Origin of the sequence: Synechococcus sp. N19, from assembly GCF_900474045.1 — a bacterium.
GTDB lineage: Bacteria > Cyanobacteriota > Cyanobacteriia > PCC-6307 > Cyanobiaceae > Parasynechococcus.
This window is the reverse complement of sequence record NZ_UCNR01000009.1, coordinates 303,148-319,630: the sequence shown is the minus strand read 5'-3', so window position 1 is coordinate 319,630 and position 16,483 is coordinate 303,148. Positions and strand designations below refer to the sequence as shown.

19 protein-coding genes and 1 pseudogene are annotated in these 16,483 nt (G+C 64.7%); 2 read left to right on the top strand and 18 right to left on the bottom strand.

Annotated elements, in window-relative coordinates; all coding sequences use genetic code 11:
• The first annotated feature begins 56 nt into the window (after window positions 1–56).
• Window positions 57–1,631 carry an alpha/beta hydrolase gene (locus DXY02_RS06745; protein WP_114988647.1) on the top strand — a complete coding sequence of 525 codons (1,575 nt, stop codon included), beginning with the start codon at window positions 57–59 and terminating at the stop codon, window positions 1,629–1,631.
• Here DXY02_RS06745 and DXY02_RS06740 read toward each other — a convergent pair.
• The 13 genes from DXY02_RS06740 to DXY02_RS06680 form a co-directional block, all read right to left on the bottom strand.
• Window positions 1,625–2,644 carry an ABC transporter permease gene (locus tag DXY02_RS06740; protein WP_114988591.1) on the bottom strand — a complete coding sequence of 340 codons (1,020 nt, stop codon included), beginning with the start codon at window positions 2,642–2,644 and terminating at the stop codon, window positions 1,625–1,627. The genes DXY02_RS06745 and DXY02_RS06740 overlap by 7 nt on opposite strands.
• Window positions 2,644–4,203 carry an ABC transporter substrate-binding protein gene (locus tag DXY02_RS06735; protein ID WP_114988590.1) on the bottom strand — a complete coding sequence of 520 codons (1,560 nt, stop codon included), beginning with the start codon at window positions 4,201–4,203 and terminating at the stop codon, window positions 2,644–2,646. Before DXY02_RS06735 ends, DXY02_RS06740 begins: the two co-directional genes overlap by 1 nt.
• 88 nt (window positions 4,204–4,291) lie before the next feature.
• Window positions 4,292–4,528 (bottom strand): hypothetical protein, encoded by a 237-nt coding sequence (locus tag DXY02_RS06730; protein WP_114988589.1) that lies wholly within the window; start codon window positions 4,526–4,528, stop codon window positions 4,292–4,294.
• 101 nt (window positions 4,529–4,629) lie between these two features.
• The gene (locus DXY02_RS06725) at window positions 4,630–5,937 is read right to left on the bottom strand and encodes a homoserine dehydrogenase (protein WP_114988588.1); all 1,308 of its coding nucleotides are present in this window, start codon (window positions 5,935–5,937) and stop codon (window positions 4,630–4,632) included.
• Window positions 5,938–6,046: 109 nt separating this feature from the next.
• Window positions 6,047–6,469, bottom strand: coding sequence for a SufE family protein (locus DXY02_RS06720; protein WP_114988587.1), 423 nt, complete (start codon window positions 6,467–6,469; stop codon window positions 6,047–6,049).
• A gap of 7 nt (window positions 6,470–6,476) precedes the next feature.
• Window positions 6,477–6,920, bottom strand: a complete 444-nt coding sequence (locus DXY02_RS06715; RefSeq protein ID WP_114988586.1) for a hypothetical protein — start codon at window positions 6,918–6,920, stop codon at window positions 6,477–6,479.
• Window positions 6,921–6,931: 11 nt separating this feature from the next.
• Window positions 6,932–7,480, bottom strand: coding sequence for a 5-formyltetrahydrofolate cyclo-ligase (locus tag DXY02_RS06710; RefSeq protein WP_114988585.1), 549 nt, complete (start codon window positions 7,478–7,480; stop codon window positions 6,932–6,934).
• Window positions 7,477–7,941, bottom strand: a complete 465-nt coding sequence (gene ruvC / locus DXY02_RS06705) for a crossover junction endodeoxyribonuclease RuvC (RefSeq protein ID WP_114988584.1) — start codon at window positions 7,939–7,941, stop codon at window positions 7,477–7,479. The genes DXY02_RS06710 and ruvC overlap by 4 nt, the downstream gene beginning before the upstream one ends.
• 18 nt (window positions 7,942–7,959) lie before the next feature.
• Window positions 7,960–9,048 carry a magnesium chelatase ATPase subunit I gene (gene bchI, locus DXY02_RS06700; protein ID WP_114988646.1) on the bottom strand — a complete coding sequence of 363 codons (1,089 nt, stop codon included), beginning with the start codon at window positions 9,046–9,048 and terminating at the stop codon, window positions 7,960–7,962.
• Window positions 9,049–9,068: 20 nt separating this feature from the next.
• Complete coding sequence (locus DXY02_RS06695; RefSeq protein WP_114988583.1) at window positions 9,069–10,421, bottom strand: DUF3370 domain-containing protein; 1,353 nt, start codon at window positions 10,419–10,421, stop codon at window positions 9,069–9,071.
• Window positions 10,418–11,563, bottom strand: coding sequence for a serine hydrolase (locus DXY02_RS06690; protein ID WP_114988582.1), 1,146 nt, complete (start codon window positions 11,561–11,563; stop codon window positions 10,418–10,420). The genes DXY02_RS06695 and DXY02_RS06690 overlap by 4 nt, the downstream gene beginning before the upstream one ends.
• A 28-nt stretch (window positions 11,564–11,591) precedes the next feature.
• Complete coding sequence (locus DXY02_RS06685) at window positions 11,592–12,338, bottom strand: RNA methyltransferase (RefSeq protein WP_114988581.1); 747 nt, start codon at window positions 12,336–12,338, stop codon at window positions 11,592–11,594.
• A gap of 9 nt (window positions 12,339–12,347) precedes the next feature.
• On the bottom strand, window positions 12,348–12,761 hold the full coding sequence (locus DXY02_RS06680) for a c-type cytochrome (protein WP_025362444.1): 414 nt from the start codon (window positions 12,759–12,761) through the stop codon (window positions 12,348–12,350).
• A 56-nt stretch (window positions 12,762–12,817) separates the two neighbouring features.
• On the opposite strand from DXY02_RS06680, the gene petG reads away from it, so the two are divergent.
• On the top strand, window positions 12,818–12,934 hold the full coding sequence (gene petG / locus DXY02_RS12945) for a cytochrome b6-f complex subunit V (protein ID WP_071823076.1): 117 nt from the start codon (window positions 12,818–12,820) through the stop codon (window positions 12,932–12,934).
• Between the two features lie 10 nt (window positions 12,935–12,944).
• Here the strand turns inward: petG and rsmD are convergent.
• The 5 genes and pseudogenes from rsmD to DXY02_RS06650 all read right to left on the bottom strand — a co-directional run.
• Window positions 12,945–13,484, bottom strand: a pseudogene (gene rsmD, locus DXY02_RS06670) (16S rRNA (guanine(966)-N(2))-methyltransferase RsmD); the annotation flags it as partial.
• Window positions 13,481–14,122, bottom strand: coding sequence for an imidazole glycerol phosphate synthase subunit HisH (hisH, locus tag DXY02_RS06665; RefSeq protein ID WP_114988579.1), 642 nt, complete (start codon window positions 14,120–14,122; stop codon window positions 13,481–13,483). The gene hisH and the pseudogene rsmD, both read right to left, overlap by 4 nt.
• A gap of 26 nt (window positions 14,123–14,148) precedes the next feature.
• Window positions 14,149–14,472, bottom strand: a complete 324-nt coding sequence (trxA, locus tag DXY02_RS06660; RefSeq protein ID WP_006851354.1) for a thioredoxin — start codon at window positions 14,470–14,472, stop codon at window positions 14,149–14,151.
• Between the two features lie 179 nt (window positions 14,473–14,651).
• Entirely contained in the window at window positions 14,652–15,815 is a 1,164-nt protein-coding gene (locus DXY02_RS06655) for a GuaB3 family IMP dehydrogenase-related protein (protein ID WP_114988578.1), read from the bottom strand.
• Window positions 15,816–15,878: 63 nt separating this feature from the next.
• Window positions 15,879–16,409 (bottom strand): CAAD domain-containing protein, encoded by a 531-nt coding sequence (locus DXY02_RS06650; RefSeq protein ID WP_114988577.1) that lies wholly within the window; start codon window positions 16,407–16,409, stop codon window positions 15,879–15,881.
• Window positions 16,410–16,483 lie beyond the last annotated feature (74 nt).

The window sequence follows — 16,483 nt, the reverse complement described above, 5'->3', positions numbered from 1 at the left end:
CCACCGCAGAGGGTCAGGCGTTGCTGCGCGGACGCTTAACAGGACGATGCATCGCGATGGGCTTGATGGGCAGTCTGCTGCTCAGCACGTGCGGATCGTGGCCTGTTGGCTCCACAGAACGTGTGGAGGTCAAGATTGACGGCGTGGTTCTTCCGGTTTCGGTGGAGGAACTCGGATCCTTTGTGCGCTCGCCGACGGCTGATCCAGCGCAGCTCTCGCGATCGGAGCTCTCCACCTGGATGGGGCTTCTCGCACCGGAGAGCCGACAGGGGTTGATCCGTCTGCTCAAGGCTCCTGTGCTCTCCCGTCGCAGCCTCGGGCGTCAGTTGCTGAGCAGCTGGGGGGCGGGTCCGCTGTTGGATGCCCTGGGGGAATTGATTCGAGTGGATGGCGAAACGCGCATCAATCGTTGGCTGGTGCTCTCCACGCTGGAGCAGTTGCTCGAACGGCAGGAAACCGTTTCAACGCTGGATGTGTTGGAGGCGTTGCCCACCCCGCAGTTGCGTCTGGATCTGGATGCGTTGGTGGCTGCTGCCAACCGCTGGCGGCTGGAGTTGAAGCGTCATCAGGCCTTGATGCGGACTTTGGCTCGGGAAGAGGCTCGGCTGCAGCCCCTTCAGGGCAGGGAGCGTGCTGCCTCGGCTGATGCGCCCCGTCACGAAACGCTTGCAGTGGGCCATCGTTCGCGGCTATTGCGGCTGGAACGTTGGATCCCCCAGTCGCCTCGATCGGATCAGACATGGGTCTTGATGATGCCGGGGCTGGGCGGGGACCCCAACCACTTCCACTGGCTGGCCCGTTCGTTGATGCAGGCGGGTTGGCCCGTGCTGGTGCTGGAGCATCCCGGTAGCGATGCCGCCGCTGTTCAGGGTTTGCTGGAGGGGCGTCAGTCGTTTGATGGCGCCGCAGCACTTCGTGATCGCTTGGCTGACCTGGCGGCGGTGCTGGAGGCGCAACAAGGGGGCGATTTGAACATCCCCGGGACCGAGGTGGTGCTGATGGGCCATTCCCTGGGAGCCCTAACGGCCCTCCTGGCCAGTGGGGCGGAGCTGGTGCCCGGGATGGCCCAGCGCTGTGAAGCGGCCCTGGCGGGCTTGCCCCTCGCCAACCTGTCTGAATTGCTCCAGTGCGAACTGGCGGCAGGCCGTGTGCTCGAGAGCAAAGCGATGGACGCGCCGCCCCGTGCGGTGGTGGGGCTCAACAGCTTTGGTGGGTTGATCTGGCCGCACCGCGCCAGTCGGACGTTGCCGATTCCGCTGTTGATGGTGGGTGGCACCCTCGATCTGATCACCCCTCCTCTGGATGAGCAGCTGGCTCTTTTGGCTGGATTGGCGGAGCATCCCGCCAGCCGGGTGGTGGTGGTGGAGGGGGCCAGTCACTTTTCACCGATTCGTGTGGATGGCCAGGGCAAGGCGTCAGAGGGGGACGACATCTTCCGGCTCGGCGAAGAGTTGGTGGGCGTCAATCCCCTCAGCGTTCAACGGGTGATTGCCCATGAAGTCATCCGTTTTCTTGATTCCCTGAACTCCCCGTCACCCAGCAACGATGCGGTTCACCTGATGGACGCCAGTTCCAAGACGCGCTGGCATCGCTTGGGCCGTCGCAGGGCCTTGCAGCTGCTGGATCAGTAGCGCACCCGTGGATCGAGGGCGGCCACCAGCAGGTCAACGGCAACACTCACCAGCACCACAAGGGCGGCGATCACCACCACGATCCCCTGAACGACGGGGTAGTCCCGCTGATTGATGGCTTCCTGCAGACGCAAGGCAATGCCTGGCCAGGAGAAAGTCACTTCAATCAGCAGGGCCCCACCGATCAAGGAGGCCACGGTGATGCCAGCGATGGTGAGCACCGGCAGCAAAGCATTGGGCAGCCCGTGGCGCAGGATCACCTGGCGCTCAGTGAGGCCGCGGCTCCGCGCCGCTTCCACGTAGTCGCCGCGCAGGGTGCGTCGCAGGTTCAGTCGCAGGGCGGTCGTAAAGGTGCCGCTGAGCAGCAGAGCCAGGGTTCCCGCGGGCAGGATCAGGTGACGCACGGTGCCTCGAAAAGCGGCCCAGTTGTTCTGCAGAGCGCTGTCCAGCAGGAAAAAGCCGCTGCCCTCGGGGGGAAGAAGGCTGGGGGGGAAGCGCCCGCCCACCGGCAACCAGCCCAGGCTGACGGCGAACACCAGCTGCACCAGCATGGCCACCCAGAAGGGCGGCAGGGCATAGGTGCCCAATCCGTAGAGGCGTCCGCCCAAGTCGATCTTCCCCTCGGGCCGGGCAATGCCACTGAAGCCAATGCTCAGCCCCACCACGGCAGCCAACACCAAGGCGATAACGCTCAGCTCCAGGCTGGCGGGCAGGGTTTTGCCGATTATGGTTCGAACTGGCTCCTGGTTGATCAGGGCCTGCCCCAGATCGCCGTGGATCAAGCCGTTGAGATAGCTGAGGTACTGATCCAGCAACGATTGATCCAGGCCCAGCCGAGCTCGCATGGCGGCTTTGGCGGCGGCGGGGGCACGGCTTCCGAGAACCGCATCCACGGGATCACCTGGGGCGACGCGCAGTAGCAGGAACACCAGGCTGGCGATCAGCCACAACATCAATGGCGCCAGGGCGAGGCGGGTGGCGCTGTAGCGGGCGAGGTCTCGGGCGCGTCCCATCAGTTGTTCGTGGCTCCGTCCTGGCGGCGCTCCAGCTCAGCGAGCATCAGCTGACCACTGCCATCAAATCGTGGAGGGTTGAGGTTCAGCTGGGCCCAGGCCCGAGGTGAATCCAGCCAGACGGGGATGTAGGCGGCACCGTCGGCCGAGAGATGGTCCACATGGTCCAGGGCGGTGCGGCGGGCATCACCCATCAGCGTGTCGGATTTAATCAGGGCGGTCTGCAATCCGGGGGCACTCCAGAAGCTGCCGCTGATGGCTGCTTCTCCTTCCGTGCAGATGTTGCCCTCCACCGAGGTGCAGCTCAACAGCGGCGTCAGATAGGCCTCCGGATCGGGGTAGCTGCCGCGCCAATCCAGCATCACGGCTTTGAAGGTACCTTCCCCCAGCTGGCGATAGATGGTGGTGGATTCGACGCCATCGAGATCCAACACCAGGCAGTCCGAGAGGTCTCGTTGCACCTGGGCCTGCCAGGTGAGGGCCAGCAATTTGTCGGCGGGCACATTGGAGCGGAAGGTGAGCGGAAAGCGCAGGGTGCTGCCGTTGCAGTAGCCCGCTGCCTGCAGCAGATCGCGGGCCTGCTCGGGGTTGTGTTCGGGCCATGGGGCCATGGCGCCACCGGCCAGGCTGGGGGGCACCAGCGCCCGCAGCGGACGGCGCAGCCCGTAGCTCACCCGTTCACTGATCTCGCTTCGGTTCAGGCTGACGGCCAGGGCCCGTCTGAGGTTGGGGTCTTGGAATGGCTCCCGGTTGCTCAGCAGGGTGATGTAGCCGATCTCCATCGCCGGACCCACCGACTCGTGCAGCTCCCCTGCTCTGGCCCGTTCATGCAGGGTGTGGCGCTGGTCTTCGTCGATCGAGGCGGAGAGCAGCAGATCCACCTCGCCACTGCGCAATGCCCCGTAGAGCGCCGTGGAGTTGCTCAGCGTGATCAGATCGAGGCCGTTGTTGCGCGGCGCCTCACCCCAGTACTGGGCGAAGGGCTCCAAGCTTTGCTGATGTTCGCTGAAGCGGGTCAGTTTGTAGGGGCCTGTCCCCACAAAGCGGTCGTGCAGAAAACGGTCCTGATGGTTGCTGTAGGCCGTTGGTGAGATCGGGGTGAGGTTGATCGACGTCAGCAGGCCCTGCAGGGATGTGGAGGGGCGACTGAGGCGCAGCCGCAGGGTGTGGCTGTCGGCTTCCTCCACCGCCGCAATCCGGTCGCCCACCACATAGCTGAGGGTTCCGATCTCGAGGAAACGCCGCAGGCTGAAGGCCATGGCTGCGGCATTGAACGGCGTTCCATCGTGGAATCGCACATCGGTGCGCAGGGGAACCGTGACGGTGCGACCGCCATCACTGAGAACCGGGGCCGAGGCCGCCAGGCGGGGTTCTAGGGAGCCATCCCGCCTGAGGCGATAGAGCGGATCACCCAGGGCGCTGATCAGCTGCGTGGCGCCGAGGGTGCTGGCCTGGGCTGGATCCAGGGAACTGATTCGGCCTGCAGAGGCCACCGTGATGCGGCTGGTGGGGGGCGGGGCCTGACACCCCATCTGGGTGATGGTGAGAGCCAGGGCCATCAGCGCTCCACCGCACGTCCATCTCGTGGGGCGATCGGTGCGCTTCAACGGGCCTCAATCAACACGGGTCGGCCCATTCAACAGGGACTTACCCGACCTGGCGAATCCTTTCCAACGAGATTTCGAACACCGGTGAGCCCTCGTTGCTCTGCAAGGGCCAGCGGCGCACCCAGCAGCGGTCGTGGTCACCATCCACGCCGATCACCTGATAAGTGTCGTCGTCACTGTCGAGATTGACGCAATCTCCCTGGTGCACCGTCATCGGATTCACCTCCTCCTCTAGGGGGCAGCCTTGACCGGGACTCGAACAGGTGAGGTTCTGCATGAACCGTTTCGAGCACAGATCTGAGGATTCAGGCCTGTGCTGTGGAAGTTCTTGACACTCTGACGCACGCCAGGGGGCATTCGCCAGGGCTGAAGCTCTCCCTAGAGGCAGCCGAGGTGAGCGGCCAGGCCAGACACCTCCGGCAAAGCCTGGATGGCGTCCAGGGCTTCATTCATCTGACGTTGGCTCACTTCGTGGGTGATCACAACGATCTCGGCGCCGGCGTCGCTGGCATTGAACTGCACGATCGACTGGATCGACACGTTGCGTTGGCCGAAGCAGCCGCCCACGTTGCCGATCACGCCAGGGGCGTCTTTTGTCTTGAAACGCACATAGTGGCGTTGGCGAATGTCGCCTGAGTCGACCAGAGCGCAGGGGCGCCAGCTGCTGGCGGCCAGCAGGGGATCCACGTTCCCCGGCCCTTCACTGGCCTGGCGGATGCCGGCGATGTTGAGGATGTCAGCCACCACCGCAGAAGCGGTCGGGCCGGCGCCCGCGCCGGGGCCGTAGAACATCACCCGGCCGATGGGGTCACCTTCCACAAGGATGGCGTTGTTGACGCCGTTCACGCCGGCCAGGGGGTGGTCCTTGGGAACCAGCGTGGGCTGCACCCGCAGGGAGAGGGGCAGGGGATCGCCGCTTTCAGCCATGCGCTCGGCCACCGCCAGCAGCTTCACGCCGTAGCCCAGTTGATTGGCGTAATCCACATCCACTCCCTGCAGGCCACTGATGCCCTCGGTGGGAACGGCAGCGCGATCCACGCTGCCGCCGAAGGCCAGAGTCGCAAGGATCGCGACCTTGTCGGCCGCATCAAGACCGTCCACATCCGCTGCCGGATCGGCTTCGGCGTAGCCCAGCTCCTGGGCATCCTTGAGCACCGAGTCATAGGCGGCCCCCTCCTCAGCCATGCGGGTGAGGATGTAGTTGGTGGTGCCGTTGATGATGCCGCTGACGCGGTTGATGCGGTTGCCCCCCAGGGACTGCTTCAGCGGCTCAATGATGGGAATGCCGCCACCAACGGCGGCCTCTATCAGCACGTATACCCCGGCGGCGGCCGCGGCTTCAGCGATTTCCTGACCGTGGCGTGCGATCACGGCCTTGTTGGCGGTCACCACGGATTTGCCGGCTGCAATCGCCTGGAGAATCAGGCTGCGGGCCGGCTCCAGGCCGCCGATCACCTCCACCACCACGTCCACGGCTGGGTCCTGAATCACCGCCGATGGGTCGGTGGTCAGCAGGCTTTCGTCCAGAGCAACGGGCCGGGGGCGGTTCAGATCGCGGACGGCAACACGGATCAGCTCCAGTTCACCCACCAGCGGGTGACGTTCGCTGGGGTTCTGGAGGATCGATGCCACTCCACCGCCAACCGTGCCCAGTCCCAGCAGACCCACGCCGACATTTGCTGCCATCCCCTGTGATCCGTGTTGGAACGTTTGCGAGCGACTCTATGTATTGACGTGATTCGGCTTCTGTTCCTGTCTCTGTCGGTCCCTGTCCCTGTCCTGATCAGCGCTTGGGTCAGCTGTCCAGTTGACGGGCCTGCTCCTGCATGGCCAGGAGGATGTTGAGGAAGCCATTGGCGCGTGAGGGCGTCAGGCTGGCCTGCAGGCCTGTTGCTGCAATGAAGGCCGGGTCCACCGCCTGCACCTGGGCCGGTGTCAATCCATCCAGCCCCTGGATCAACAATGCGAGCAGTCCCTTGGTGATCAGCGCATCGGAGTCGCCCTGCCAGCGCATCACTCCCTCATCGAGGGCACCCCGCACAAACACCTGCGACACACATCCCTTCACCTTGATGTCGTCGGTCTGCTCCTCGGCCGGCATGGGTGCGAGCTTCTTGGCCAACCAGAGCACGTATTCGTAGCGGCGTTTTGGATCGGCGGTGCCGCCCAGGCGCTCCACCATCCGGTCGAGGGCATCACTGCCGGTGCTGGTGGCCATGCGGGGCTCAGTCGTATCGACGTCGCACGCTAACCAGCAGCCCCACCATCACCAGGCTGAACGGGAACATGACCACCTCGTTCAGATCCACTTCGCCGTCTTGAACGGGAAGTTCGAGGTAGTCGCGGTGGCCTGGACCACCGTCCACCTGGAGATCAACGGTGCCGTTGCCCACGCTGCTGAGATCGAGGCTCAGGCGTCCCTCGGCATCGGTGCGGCCCAGTTCCTGCCCTGGCGTGCCATCGGCATTGAGCAGGCGAACAACGGCCCCCTGGGTGGGCTCACCGTTGGAAAAGCTGCTGCTCAATTGCAGATCGCCATCGAGATACTGCAGAGCACTTTCGATCTGATGGGCTTTGGCAGGGGCCAGCAGCGCGCCATGTAGCACTGAGCCGAGCAGAAACAGTGGAGCCAGCAGACGCAGCATGGAAGGGCGATCAATGCTGCCCATGATGCGGCCTCTCAGGCGGGCCGACCAGCACCCTGTTCCGTGATCCAGCCGGTGAACGGAACATCCCAGGACTCCCGAGGCAACGCCTCGGCCGCAAGGCAGGTTGAGGGCAGCACCACCCAGGCCGGCACGGCAGCCCAGGCGGGATCAGCCCTGAGCCGGTCGTAATACCCACCGCCGTAGCCCAGGCGGATTCCCGCGCCGTCCACCGCAAGCGCCGGCACTAGCAGCAGCGCCACTTGATCGGGTTTCAGAGCATCTCCTGTGGCAGGAGCGGGAATGCCGCAGCCATCGGGCTGAAGCGATTCCTCACACCAGCTTCGGTAGATGAGCTTGCCGTTGCCATCGGCCACCGGCAAGGCCAAGGGCGGATGGGGACCATCCCGCATCGGCCGTACATCAACTTCCCCCGGGAGGGGCCAGTAGATGCCCACATGGCGGTTGCCGCAGTTGGACTGGTCGATCAACGCCGCCACGGCGTTCTGGATGGATCGCGTGGCGGCTACCTCCAGATGACGCTGGGCTTTGAAGTGACGGCGCAGGGTTGGCTTGCTGCTCATCGCTGCAACCAGGCCGTCAGCGCCACCGCAAGGGCATCGGCCGCATCGTCCGGGCGGGGCGGTTCCTCCAGGTTCAACTCCCGCATCACCGCCTCCAGCACCTCATCCTTTTCGGCATGGCCGAACCCCGCCACGGCGAGTTTGATCTGCATGGGTGGGAACTCCACTATCGGGATCTTGAAGCGGGCCAGGGTCATCACCACCACGCCCCGTGCCTGTACCACGTTGATGGTGTTGCTGGATCGGTAGAAGAAAAACTTCTCCACGGCCGCCAGTTCCGGGCGCCAGATCCGGATCAGCTGGCGCAGGTCGCCAGCGATCTCCACCATGCGATCACCGTCAGAGCGACCGGAATCGGTCTGGATGATGCCGCAATCGAGCATGCGCTGGCATCCGTCCTGAATGTCGATCACCCCGTAGCCCACCCGGGCGAGGCCCGGGTCGATGCCGAGGATCCGCATGGGCTGATTGTGGGGGGATCAGGCGGCGAGGGCCAGTTCGAAATCAGCGCGGTCGCTGCTCTCGCTGCGCTCAAACACCTTGCAGAACACCTTCACCACGCGGTCGCCGGAATCCACCTGCTCCAGGGGGTCCTTGCGCAGCCGGTGGCGCAGGCAGCAGGAGGCCACGCGCGCCACGTCTTCCTCGCTCACTTCCGTGCGTCCTTCGAAGGCGGCCAGGGCCCGGGCGGCACGGTTGGTGACGATGTCACCCCGCAGACCATCCACATCCAGCTCGCCGCAGACCGCGGAGATGCGCAGGCGCAGATCCTCATCGATGGTCACCTGACCGAGGCGTTGCTGAGCCTCCACCACACGCTGTTGCAGGGCGTTTTGGTTGCCCTCCACGGCGGTGCTGAAGCCATCGGGATCGCTGTCGAAAGCGGTGCGCTGGTCCACCACCTGCACCCGCAGTTCCGGATCACGCACGGTGCGCACTTCCACGCTCATGCCAAAACGGTCGAGCAGCTGGGGGCGGAGTTCGCCTTCCTCGGGGTTGCCGGAGCCGATCAACACGAAACGCGCGGGGTGACGCACGGAGACGCCTTCCCGTTCCACGGTGTTCCAGCCGGAGGCGGCGGAGTCGAGCAGAACGTCGACGAGGTGGTCGTCGAGCAGGTTCACCTCATCCACGTAGAGCAGGCCGCGGTTGGCCTTGGCCAGCAGGCCGGGCTCAAAGGCGCGCACGCCTTCGCTCAGGGCTTTCTCGATATCGATGGTGCCGCAGAGGCGGTCTTCCGTTGCACCGAGGGGAAGGTCCACCATCGGCACCTGCCGCGGTTCGGTGCTTAGGGTTTCCCCCTGCTGCATCCGCTCGCGCACCTCACTGCTCTGCAGGTCGGGATCGCTGGCCGAGCTGTTGTATGGATCGCCGGCGACAACGTCGATGTCCGGCAGCAGATCAGCCAGGGCACGGATCGTGGTGGATTTGCCGGTGCCACGGTCTCCCATGATCATCACGCCGCCAATGCGCGGATCGATCACGTTGAGAAGCAGGGCCAGCTTCATCTCCTCCTGACCGATCACCGCAGTGAAGGGGAAGACCCTGCGCTTCCGGGGTGCAGTCACGAGCAATTCTCTAGGCGTGCTCAGGATTGTTTCACAGGCTGCACGGTGATGACTTGCGGTGGCGTGGCATCAGCGGGATAGACCAGGCGAACGCGTACCTCTTTGTCCTCCCCTGGCTTGAGCATCAGCTGTCCCAAGAACGGCCCCTGCTGCCCCTGGCGCAGCACCAGGTGCTGGGTCTGGCGCCCCTTGGCAACACCCTCTGAATCCTCCAGACCCGTGGTCTGCACAGGCCCGCGGAACATCACCGGACCGTTGAGGTCATCGCGGAAGCGCAGCAGAGAGGTGGTGCTGTTGCCTTTGAGGGGCGAATCCAGCGACAGTTGCAGCGTGACCGCGGCTGAACCGGTGTTTTTCAGCGGCAGGGTGAGGTCGTACTCCACCCCGTAGTTGCCATGGGCCGCCCAGGCGGTGCCAGGGTAAAAGCGTTTGAGTTCCGCGGTTTGCACCTGGTTGGTGGCGAGGGTGCCGCGCTCCAGGCTGCTGATCGGCCAGGAGATGGGGGCCTTGGGTGCGGCCAGCACCGGGCTGCCCGGGTCGGTGATGCGCGCCCGCCAGCTGCTGCCGATCTGAACACCGCTCACCCGGGAATAAATGATCTTGCCCTTGCTGCCCCGTGGGGTGGGTTGGTGCTCCTTGCCGCTCATGCGCTGGTCCTTGAGCAGTTGCAGCCAGTGCTGCTCGCTTGGAGCCTTTCCGTTTTCACCGTGGGCGGCCAGGGTGGCCAGCGCCACCGGCCCGGAACTATGGAAGCGCAGTTGCAGGTTGCGGCCGTTGAGCAGGGGATCGAGACCGGCAACGGGAATCGGTAACAGCAACAGCTGCGTGGGTGCACCGGGAGCCAGGCTCCAGCGGCGGTTGGTCAGTTCCACTGCGCGGCGGCCGGCCAACAGATCGCCAGCCACACGGCTGCCGGGGCCAGACGCCACCACGTCGGTGGTTTCCGGCATCAGGCTCGGCAAGGGCAGGAAGGGGGCCTGGGTCTGGCCGGGCCCTGTGGCCTGCGAAAGCGAGGTGCTGCCTGAGAGCAGCTGCAGGGTCACAGGAGCGTTCCCCAGCGGAGCTGCCAGCACCGCCAGCCACAGGGTTGAGCTGGGGCTGCCCGCCGCATCACCGGCATACACGTGGTGGCTGAACAGGTCGAACCGACCGTTCAGCACCACTGGAACCGACGCCGCCTTCCCATCGGGGAAGGTTGAGATCAGGATGCCGTCGTCTTCGATCAGTTCGGGGTTGTTGTCGTTCACCATCAACACGCTGTCGAGGCCTCCCGGCAGGGGGCGAACGCTCTGCTGACGCTCAATCACCTCCGCAGCGCCGGGCATGGCTGCAACAGCCAGCCAGGCAGCAGACAACAGCGGAGCGAGCTTCATGGCTTGGGCGGAACAGGGATGGGTTTGAGGTGCGGTGCCATCGCAGCGACGAGCTGACGGATCAGTTCGGTGGATCGGGGGTCGTTGAAGGGGCCCTCCACCAGAAATCCCGCCACAGCGCGTCGTCCGTCGGGGAGTTCGATCAGCCCGGCATCGGCGTAGGCGATGCCGATGTCGCCTGTTTTGTTGTAGACGCGGTACCCCTTCCGGGCCAGGCTTGCGTCCGGTTCGCCCTGGGCGCCACCGAGGCCGCGCATCAAGCCCCTGGGCAGCAGCGTGTTGGTGATCGACGTGCCCATCACCTCGCGAAAAAGATCCCGGCTGCGGGGGGCCAGCAGCTCGCCGCTGTCCACCAAGGCGATTGCCCGGCTGAGATCTCTGGCACTGGTGGTGTTGGTTCCGTCGAGATCCGGCAGCCAGTTGTTCACCACGGTGGAGGGCAGGTCCAGCTCCTGAAAGCGGGCGTTGATCGCATCCATTCCCCCCGCCCGGGCAATCATCAGGTTGGTGGCGGAGTTGTCACTCACTCGGATCATTTCCGTGGCCACCTCATGGGTGGGGAAGCGACTGCCCAGGGGCCAGGAGGCCATCCAACCGGCGCCGCCTCCCACCAGCTCCTCGGTAAGCGTGAGCGGTTCGTTCCACTGCAGTGTTCCCTGATCCAGCAGTTCCAGCACTGCGAGCAGGATCGGCGTCTTGATGGAGCTGGCGGCAGCCATCGGCCGTTCGGCCTGCATGGCCGCAAAGCGCCCGTCGTCGAGGATCAGCATGTAGGCGCTGGCCTGCAGATCCCTCTGTTGTGCGGCCAGCTCCAGCCAGCGCTCACTCAGCGCCCTGATTTCCTGCCTGGGGGCGAAGCGTGCCTGCTTCAGACCCTTCGCCACGACAGAAGCAGGTTTCTTCCCTGCGGCGTTTTCAGTGCTGGGCGGCTCCATGGCGTCACCGAGCAGCGTGGTGATCAGCGCTTGATCGGCCAGCCAGCTGGGCAGGGCGATCTCCTGTTGCTGAACGCGGGGCGCTAGCAGCCGCAGGCCGCTGCCGGTGAGCAGTCCCAGACCCACCCCCATCAACACCAGCCGCAGGATGAGCGGGGCCGGACCTTTCCAGCCGGCGGAGCGACGTGACGAACGACTGCTGCTCAACCTTTCAGCCGTGACTGTTCGGCAGAGATTAGGGGCGCTTGGCGCGGATGGCCCAGCGCAGTTGGCGCACCATTCCCCGCAGCAGAGCCACCTCCTCAGCGCGCACCGTGGCGCGTTGCAGCAGATCCCGCACCTTGGCCATGCGGGCGGAGGCGGTGTGCTCCAGCAGGAAACCGGCCTCCAGCAGCAGGTCAGTGGCGTCGTCAAGAAAGGCTGAAAGCGCCTTGGCGGCTGCCGGGTCCGGCGATGGCGGCTCGATGCAGTGGGTTTCAGTACTCCCGCTGTTGAGGCGGGCCAACTCATGCAGCACCACCGCCACGGCGTGGGAGAGATTCAGCGAGGGATAGGCCTCCCCGCTCTGCAGGCAGAGAACCCTCTGGCAGAGCCGCAGCTCACTGTTGCTGAGGCCGCGGTCTTCCCGTCCAAACACCAAGGCCACGGGGGCGTCTGAGCTGGAGCTGCTGCCATCCCTGGCCAGCAACCAACCCAGGGCCTGCTCGGGTGTTTGCAGGGGGATCTCTCCATGGTCCAGGCGTCCGCAACTGCCCACGGTGCGGCGGCAGTCATGGATGGCCGTCAGCAGGTCGGGAACCACCATGGCGGCCTGAAGCAGCGCCTGGCCGTGCACGGCCATCAGCATCGCCTCCTCGCTGAGGTGGTCACAGCGGGGGGCCACCAGCCGCAGTTCGCCTACCCCGAAATTGGCGCAGAGCCTGGCCACGCTTCCGATGTTTAGGGGGCCGGCCGGCTCCACCAGCACGACAACGGCATTCAAGGCAGCGGCTCAGCTGAGGGTGTGCAGATAGGCCAGCAGGTCGGCCATCGATTGCGGTTCCATCTCAAAGCTCGGCATGGGAGGAGTCTCGCCGCTGATGATCTGGTGCACCAGAACGGGGTCTTTGAGCTGGTTGCTGACGCCCTGAAGTTGAGGGCCCACCAACCCCTGGCCGGCAAGGCCGTGGCAGCCGGCGCAATTGATCCGGAACAGCTGGCCGCCGTGGTCAACGGCCCCCTGCAGCTCAAGGCTGGCCTTGATGTAGGGGTCCTGCTGGGCGCTGCCCAGAACCCAGAGCACCAGCACCACGCAGGCCGTGGCAGCTGACACCACGAGCGCGGCGATCAGGCCGCGCCCCCGATCGCTCGAATCATTTGCATCAGCTGATGCCGATTCGGCCGCAATTCGTGACGGCTGGACCACAGACCCGGAGTTCCAATGAGAGAATTCTCCCTAATTCTGATTGCTGACGCGACGCGATGATCGAACCTCTGCTCTGCGGCATCGTTTTGGGTCTGATCCCCGTCACGCTGATGGGTCTGTTCGTGGCGGCATGGAACCAGTACCGCCGCGGTGGCAGCGCTCTGGGGGGCTGAGAAGCATCACGCTGCTGATGCCGTAGCGGCGTTGATCCACAACCGTCCAATCTGAGCCCGGTTCTGGGTTCAGGTTTGAGCGATGTTCACACACCACCAGGGAGTCCTGGTGAAGCCAATTCCCCTCGGCGAGGGCGATAAAGCAGGGTTCGTAGAGGCCCTGGTCGTAAGGGGGGTCGAAATAGACGATGTCGAAGGGCTCCTGGTTCCAGCCCTTGAGCAGCCATGCGATCAGCTCCCTCCGTTCTGTGCGGATTTCCGGAGCCTGTGAACGGCTCGCCGCCACTGCACTGAGGTTGCTGCGGCTGACGCGGATGCATTGCGGGTCTTGATCAACGGCCACCACACAGCGAGCCCCCCGCTGCAGGGCCTCACAGCCCATCACGCCGCTGCCGCTGCAGAGGTCGAGCCAGCGGCAGTCCTGCAGATGCGGGGCAAGGATGTTCATCACGGCTTCGCGCACCCTGGAGGTGGTGGGCCGAGCCGTGCGACCCCCGGGGCTCAGCAGCCGTCGCCCCCCGCTGAGGCGCAGTTGCCCGCCACCGCTCATGGGCAGGGTTCAGCCCCGTTACACAGCCAGGTCAACCAACGCTTGAGCATCTGTTCTCCAGCATCGGACGACTTCTCCGGATGGAACTGGCAAGCGCCGACGCGGCCCCGCCAGACCACAGCGGTCACCTCCTGATCGCCGAAGGGGGCCGAGGCCTTGAGGTCATTTCGATCGCTGGGAACAGCGGCGTAGCTGTGCACGAAATACACCCACTCTGATGGGGCATCGCTGCTGAGCAGCGGGCAGCTGCCGTGATGCTTCAACGGAGCCCAGCCCATGTGGGGGATGCGTTCGCCGCTGTTGCTGGGCAGGCGGCTCACCCGTCCGCCCAAGAGCCCGAGGCCTGGATCGCTGCCTTCATCGCTCTGCTCGAACAGCAGTTGCAGGCCGAGGCAGATGCCGAGCAAGGGGCGATCCTCCTGACCCCAGCGCAACAGGTGGGGCACCAGTCCGGTGGCCCTGAGGTTTGCCATGGCCGGATCAAAAGCGCCGACCCCGGGCAGGATCAGCGCATCGACGCCCTCCAGATCTTCGGCGTTATGGATCAATGAGCAGCACTGATCGAGCCGCTCGAGGCATCTCTCCACCGAGTGGAGATTGCCCATGCCGTAATCGATTAACCCGAGGTTCAGACTCAACCGGTCGATCCGTTCTGGATACGGATTCAGAGGTACTTGGAAATGGTGCCTGACAGGGTTGCCTTGGGAACAGCGCCCACGACGGTGTCAACTTTCTGGCCGCCCTTGAAAACCATCAGCGTCGGGATGCTGCGGATGCCGTACTGGCTGGCCACGTTGGGGTTCTCGTCGGTGTTGAGCTTGAACACCTTGATCTGGCCGTCAAATTCCTTGGCGATCTCTTCCACGATCGGAGCCACCATGCGGCAGGGTCCGCACCAGGGTGCCCAGAAGTCCACGAGAACCGGTACGTCGCTCTGGAGCACGTCCTGCTCGAAGGATGCATCGGTGACAGCAGCAGCGCTGGACATATGAGCAGGAGAATTTAGGGAGAATTTAGCAACGGTTTCGAGCGAAAACACAGCTCTTCCCTGCTGAGAAGGGAACTGTGACAGTCGCTCTCCACAAAGAGTGAAAGCCCGATCGCGTCGGGCCGGGGGGTGTGAGGAGTGTGGGGCCGAGGCCCGCACAGCTCCAATTTAGCCCTGCATTACTTGCCCATTCCGAGGTGCTGGGCCTTTTGGTAGACCTTGCCTTCCGTCAGCAGGGAGGGTGCCACGACCACCTCCACCTGCTGCATCTCTTTAATGGTTTGGGCGCCCAGGGTGCCCATCGATGTCTTCAGGCAGCCCAGCAGGTTGTGGGTGCCGTCGTCCAACTTGGCCGGGCCACGCAGGATGCGCTCGATGCTGCCGGTGTTGCCCACATTGATGCGGGTGCCGCGGGGCAGTACAGGGCTTGGGGTGGCCATGCCCCAGTGGAAGCCACGGCCGGGAGCTTCCTCAGCACGGGCGATGGGAGAACCGATCATCACGGCGTCGGCGCCACAGGCGATGCACTTGCAGATGTCACCGCCGGTGACGATGCCACCGTCGGCAACGATCGGCACGTAGCGACCGCTTTCCTTTTCGTAGTCGGCCCGGGCGGCAGCACAGTCGGCCACTGCGGTGGCCTGGGGAATGCCCACGCCGAGAACGCCACGGGAGGTGCAGGCTGCACCGGGGCCGATGCCCACCATCACGCCGGCGGCACCAGCCCTCATCAGCTGCAGGGCCACGTCGTAGGTGACGCAGTTGCCGATCACCACGGGAACGCCCATGTCGCGGCACAGGGCTTCCAGATCCAGGGTCTCCTGGCCTGCAGGACCGGTGTGATCCGTCGAGACCACGGTGGCCTGCACGAAGAACAGGTCGGCTCCGGCTTCGGCGATGGCCTTGCCGAAACGCATGGCTGCCACCGGAGTGCCGCTAACGGCTGCAATGCCGCCCTGGGCCTTGATGTCCTGGATGCGTTTGCGGATCAGCGCCTCCTGAACCGGCTGGCTGTAGATCTCCTGCATCAGCGGGACGAATTCGTCCTTGCCAACGGCGGCGATGCGATCCAGCACCTGGTTGGGGTCGTCGTAGCGGGTCTGAACACCCTCAAGGTTCAACACGCCAAGGGCGCCCAGTTGGGACAGGCGAACGGCCATGCCCACGTCCACCACGCCGTCCATGGCGCTGGCGATGATCGGGATCTCGCGCTCGATGCCACCCAGGGTCCAACGGGTATCGGTGACCTCGGGGTCCACCGTGCGACCCCCAGGCACCAGGGCAATTTCATCAATTCCGTAGGCCCGGCGAACGGTCTTGGAGCGTCCGAGCTGAATGTCCACCGCGCGACTTCAATAAAGTCAGATCAAGCTACCAATCGGGATGATCAGCTCAGCTTGATCGGGTCAGCTCGATCGGCCCGTCACGCGGGTCCAGGTGGAGCGGGCGCCCTTGATGAAGTTGTCCCGATCGCTGTTGCGGATCAGGTTGCGCAGGGCGAAGTTCACCAGCCAGACCACGCCGGCCAGCTCCAGCAGGCCTGGCACCAGAGGGATGCTGTTGATGGTGCTGAGCACACCGGAGTAAACCGTCGCCACCAGGCTGAACACGATCAGGCCGCCCAACACCCGCAGTGGCAGCTGGGCTTTGGTCCAGAGCTCCGCCAGATCGTTCTGCTCGAGCCAGTCCTTCACCTTGCCCAACAGCAGCTCCCATTCGCCGCCGTCTTCATCGGCGCTCTCCTGAGCAGAGATCGACACGGTGGAAGCGATCACCGGGTCTGGTGTTGGAGCGGGGGTTGGTGCTGGCGTGGGCGCCGGTGTTGGTGCCGGAGTCGGCTCAGGTTCCGGCGTTGCGGCGGGCGTGGGCTCCGATGTGGGGGTGGGGTCGCTGCCTGGGGTTTCGGCTTCAGGGCGCGGCTCGTCGACAGGACCCATCACATCAGTGGAAAGCGTTCGGCAGTTTATCCGGATTTTTCTGTTGCTTCCACTGTCCGAGATAGACTGACAAA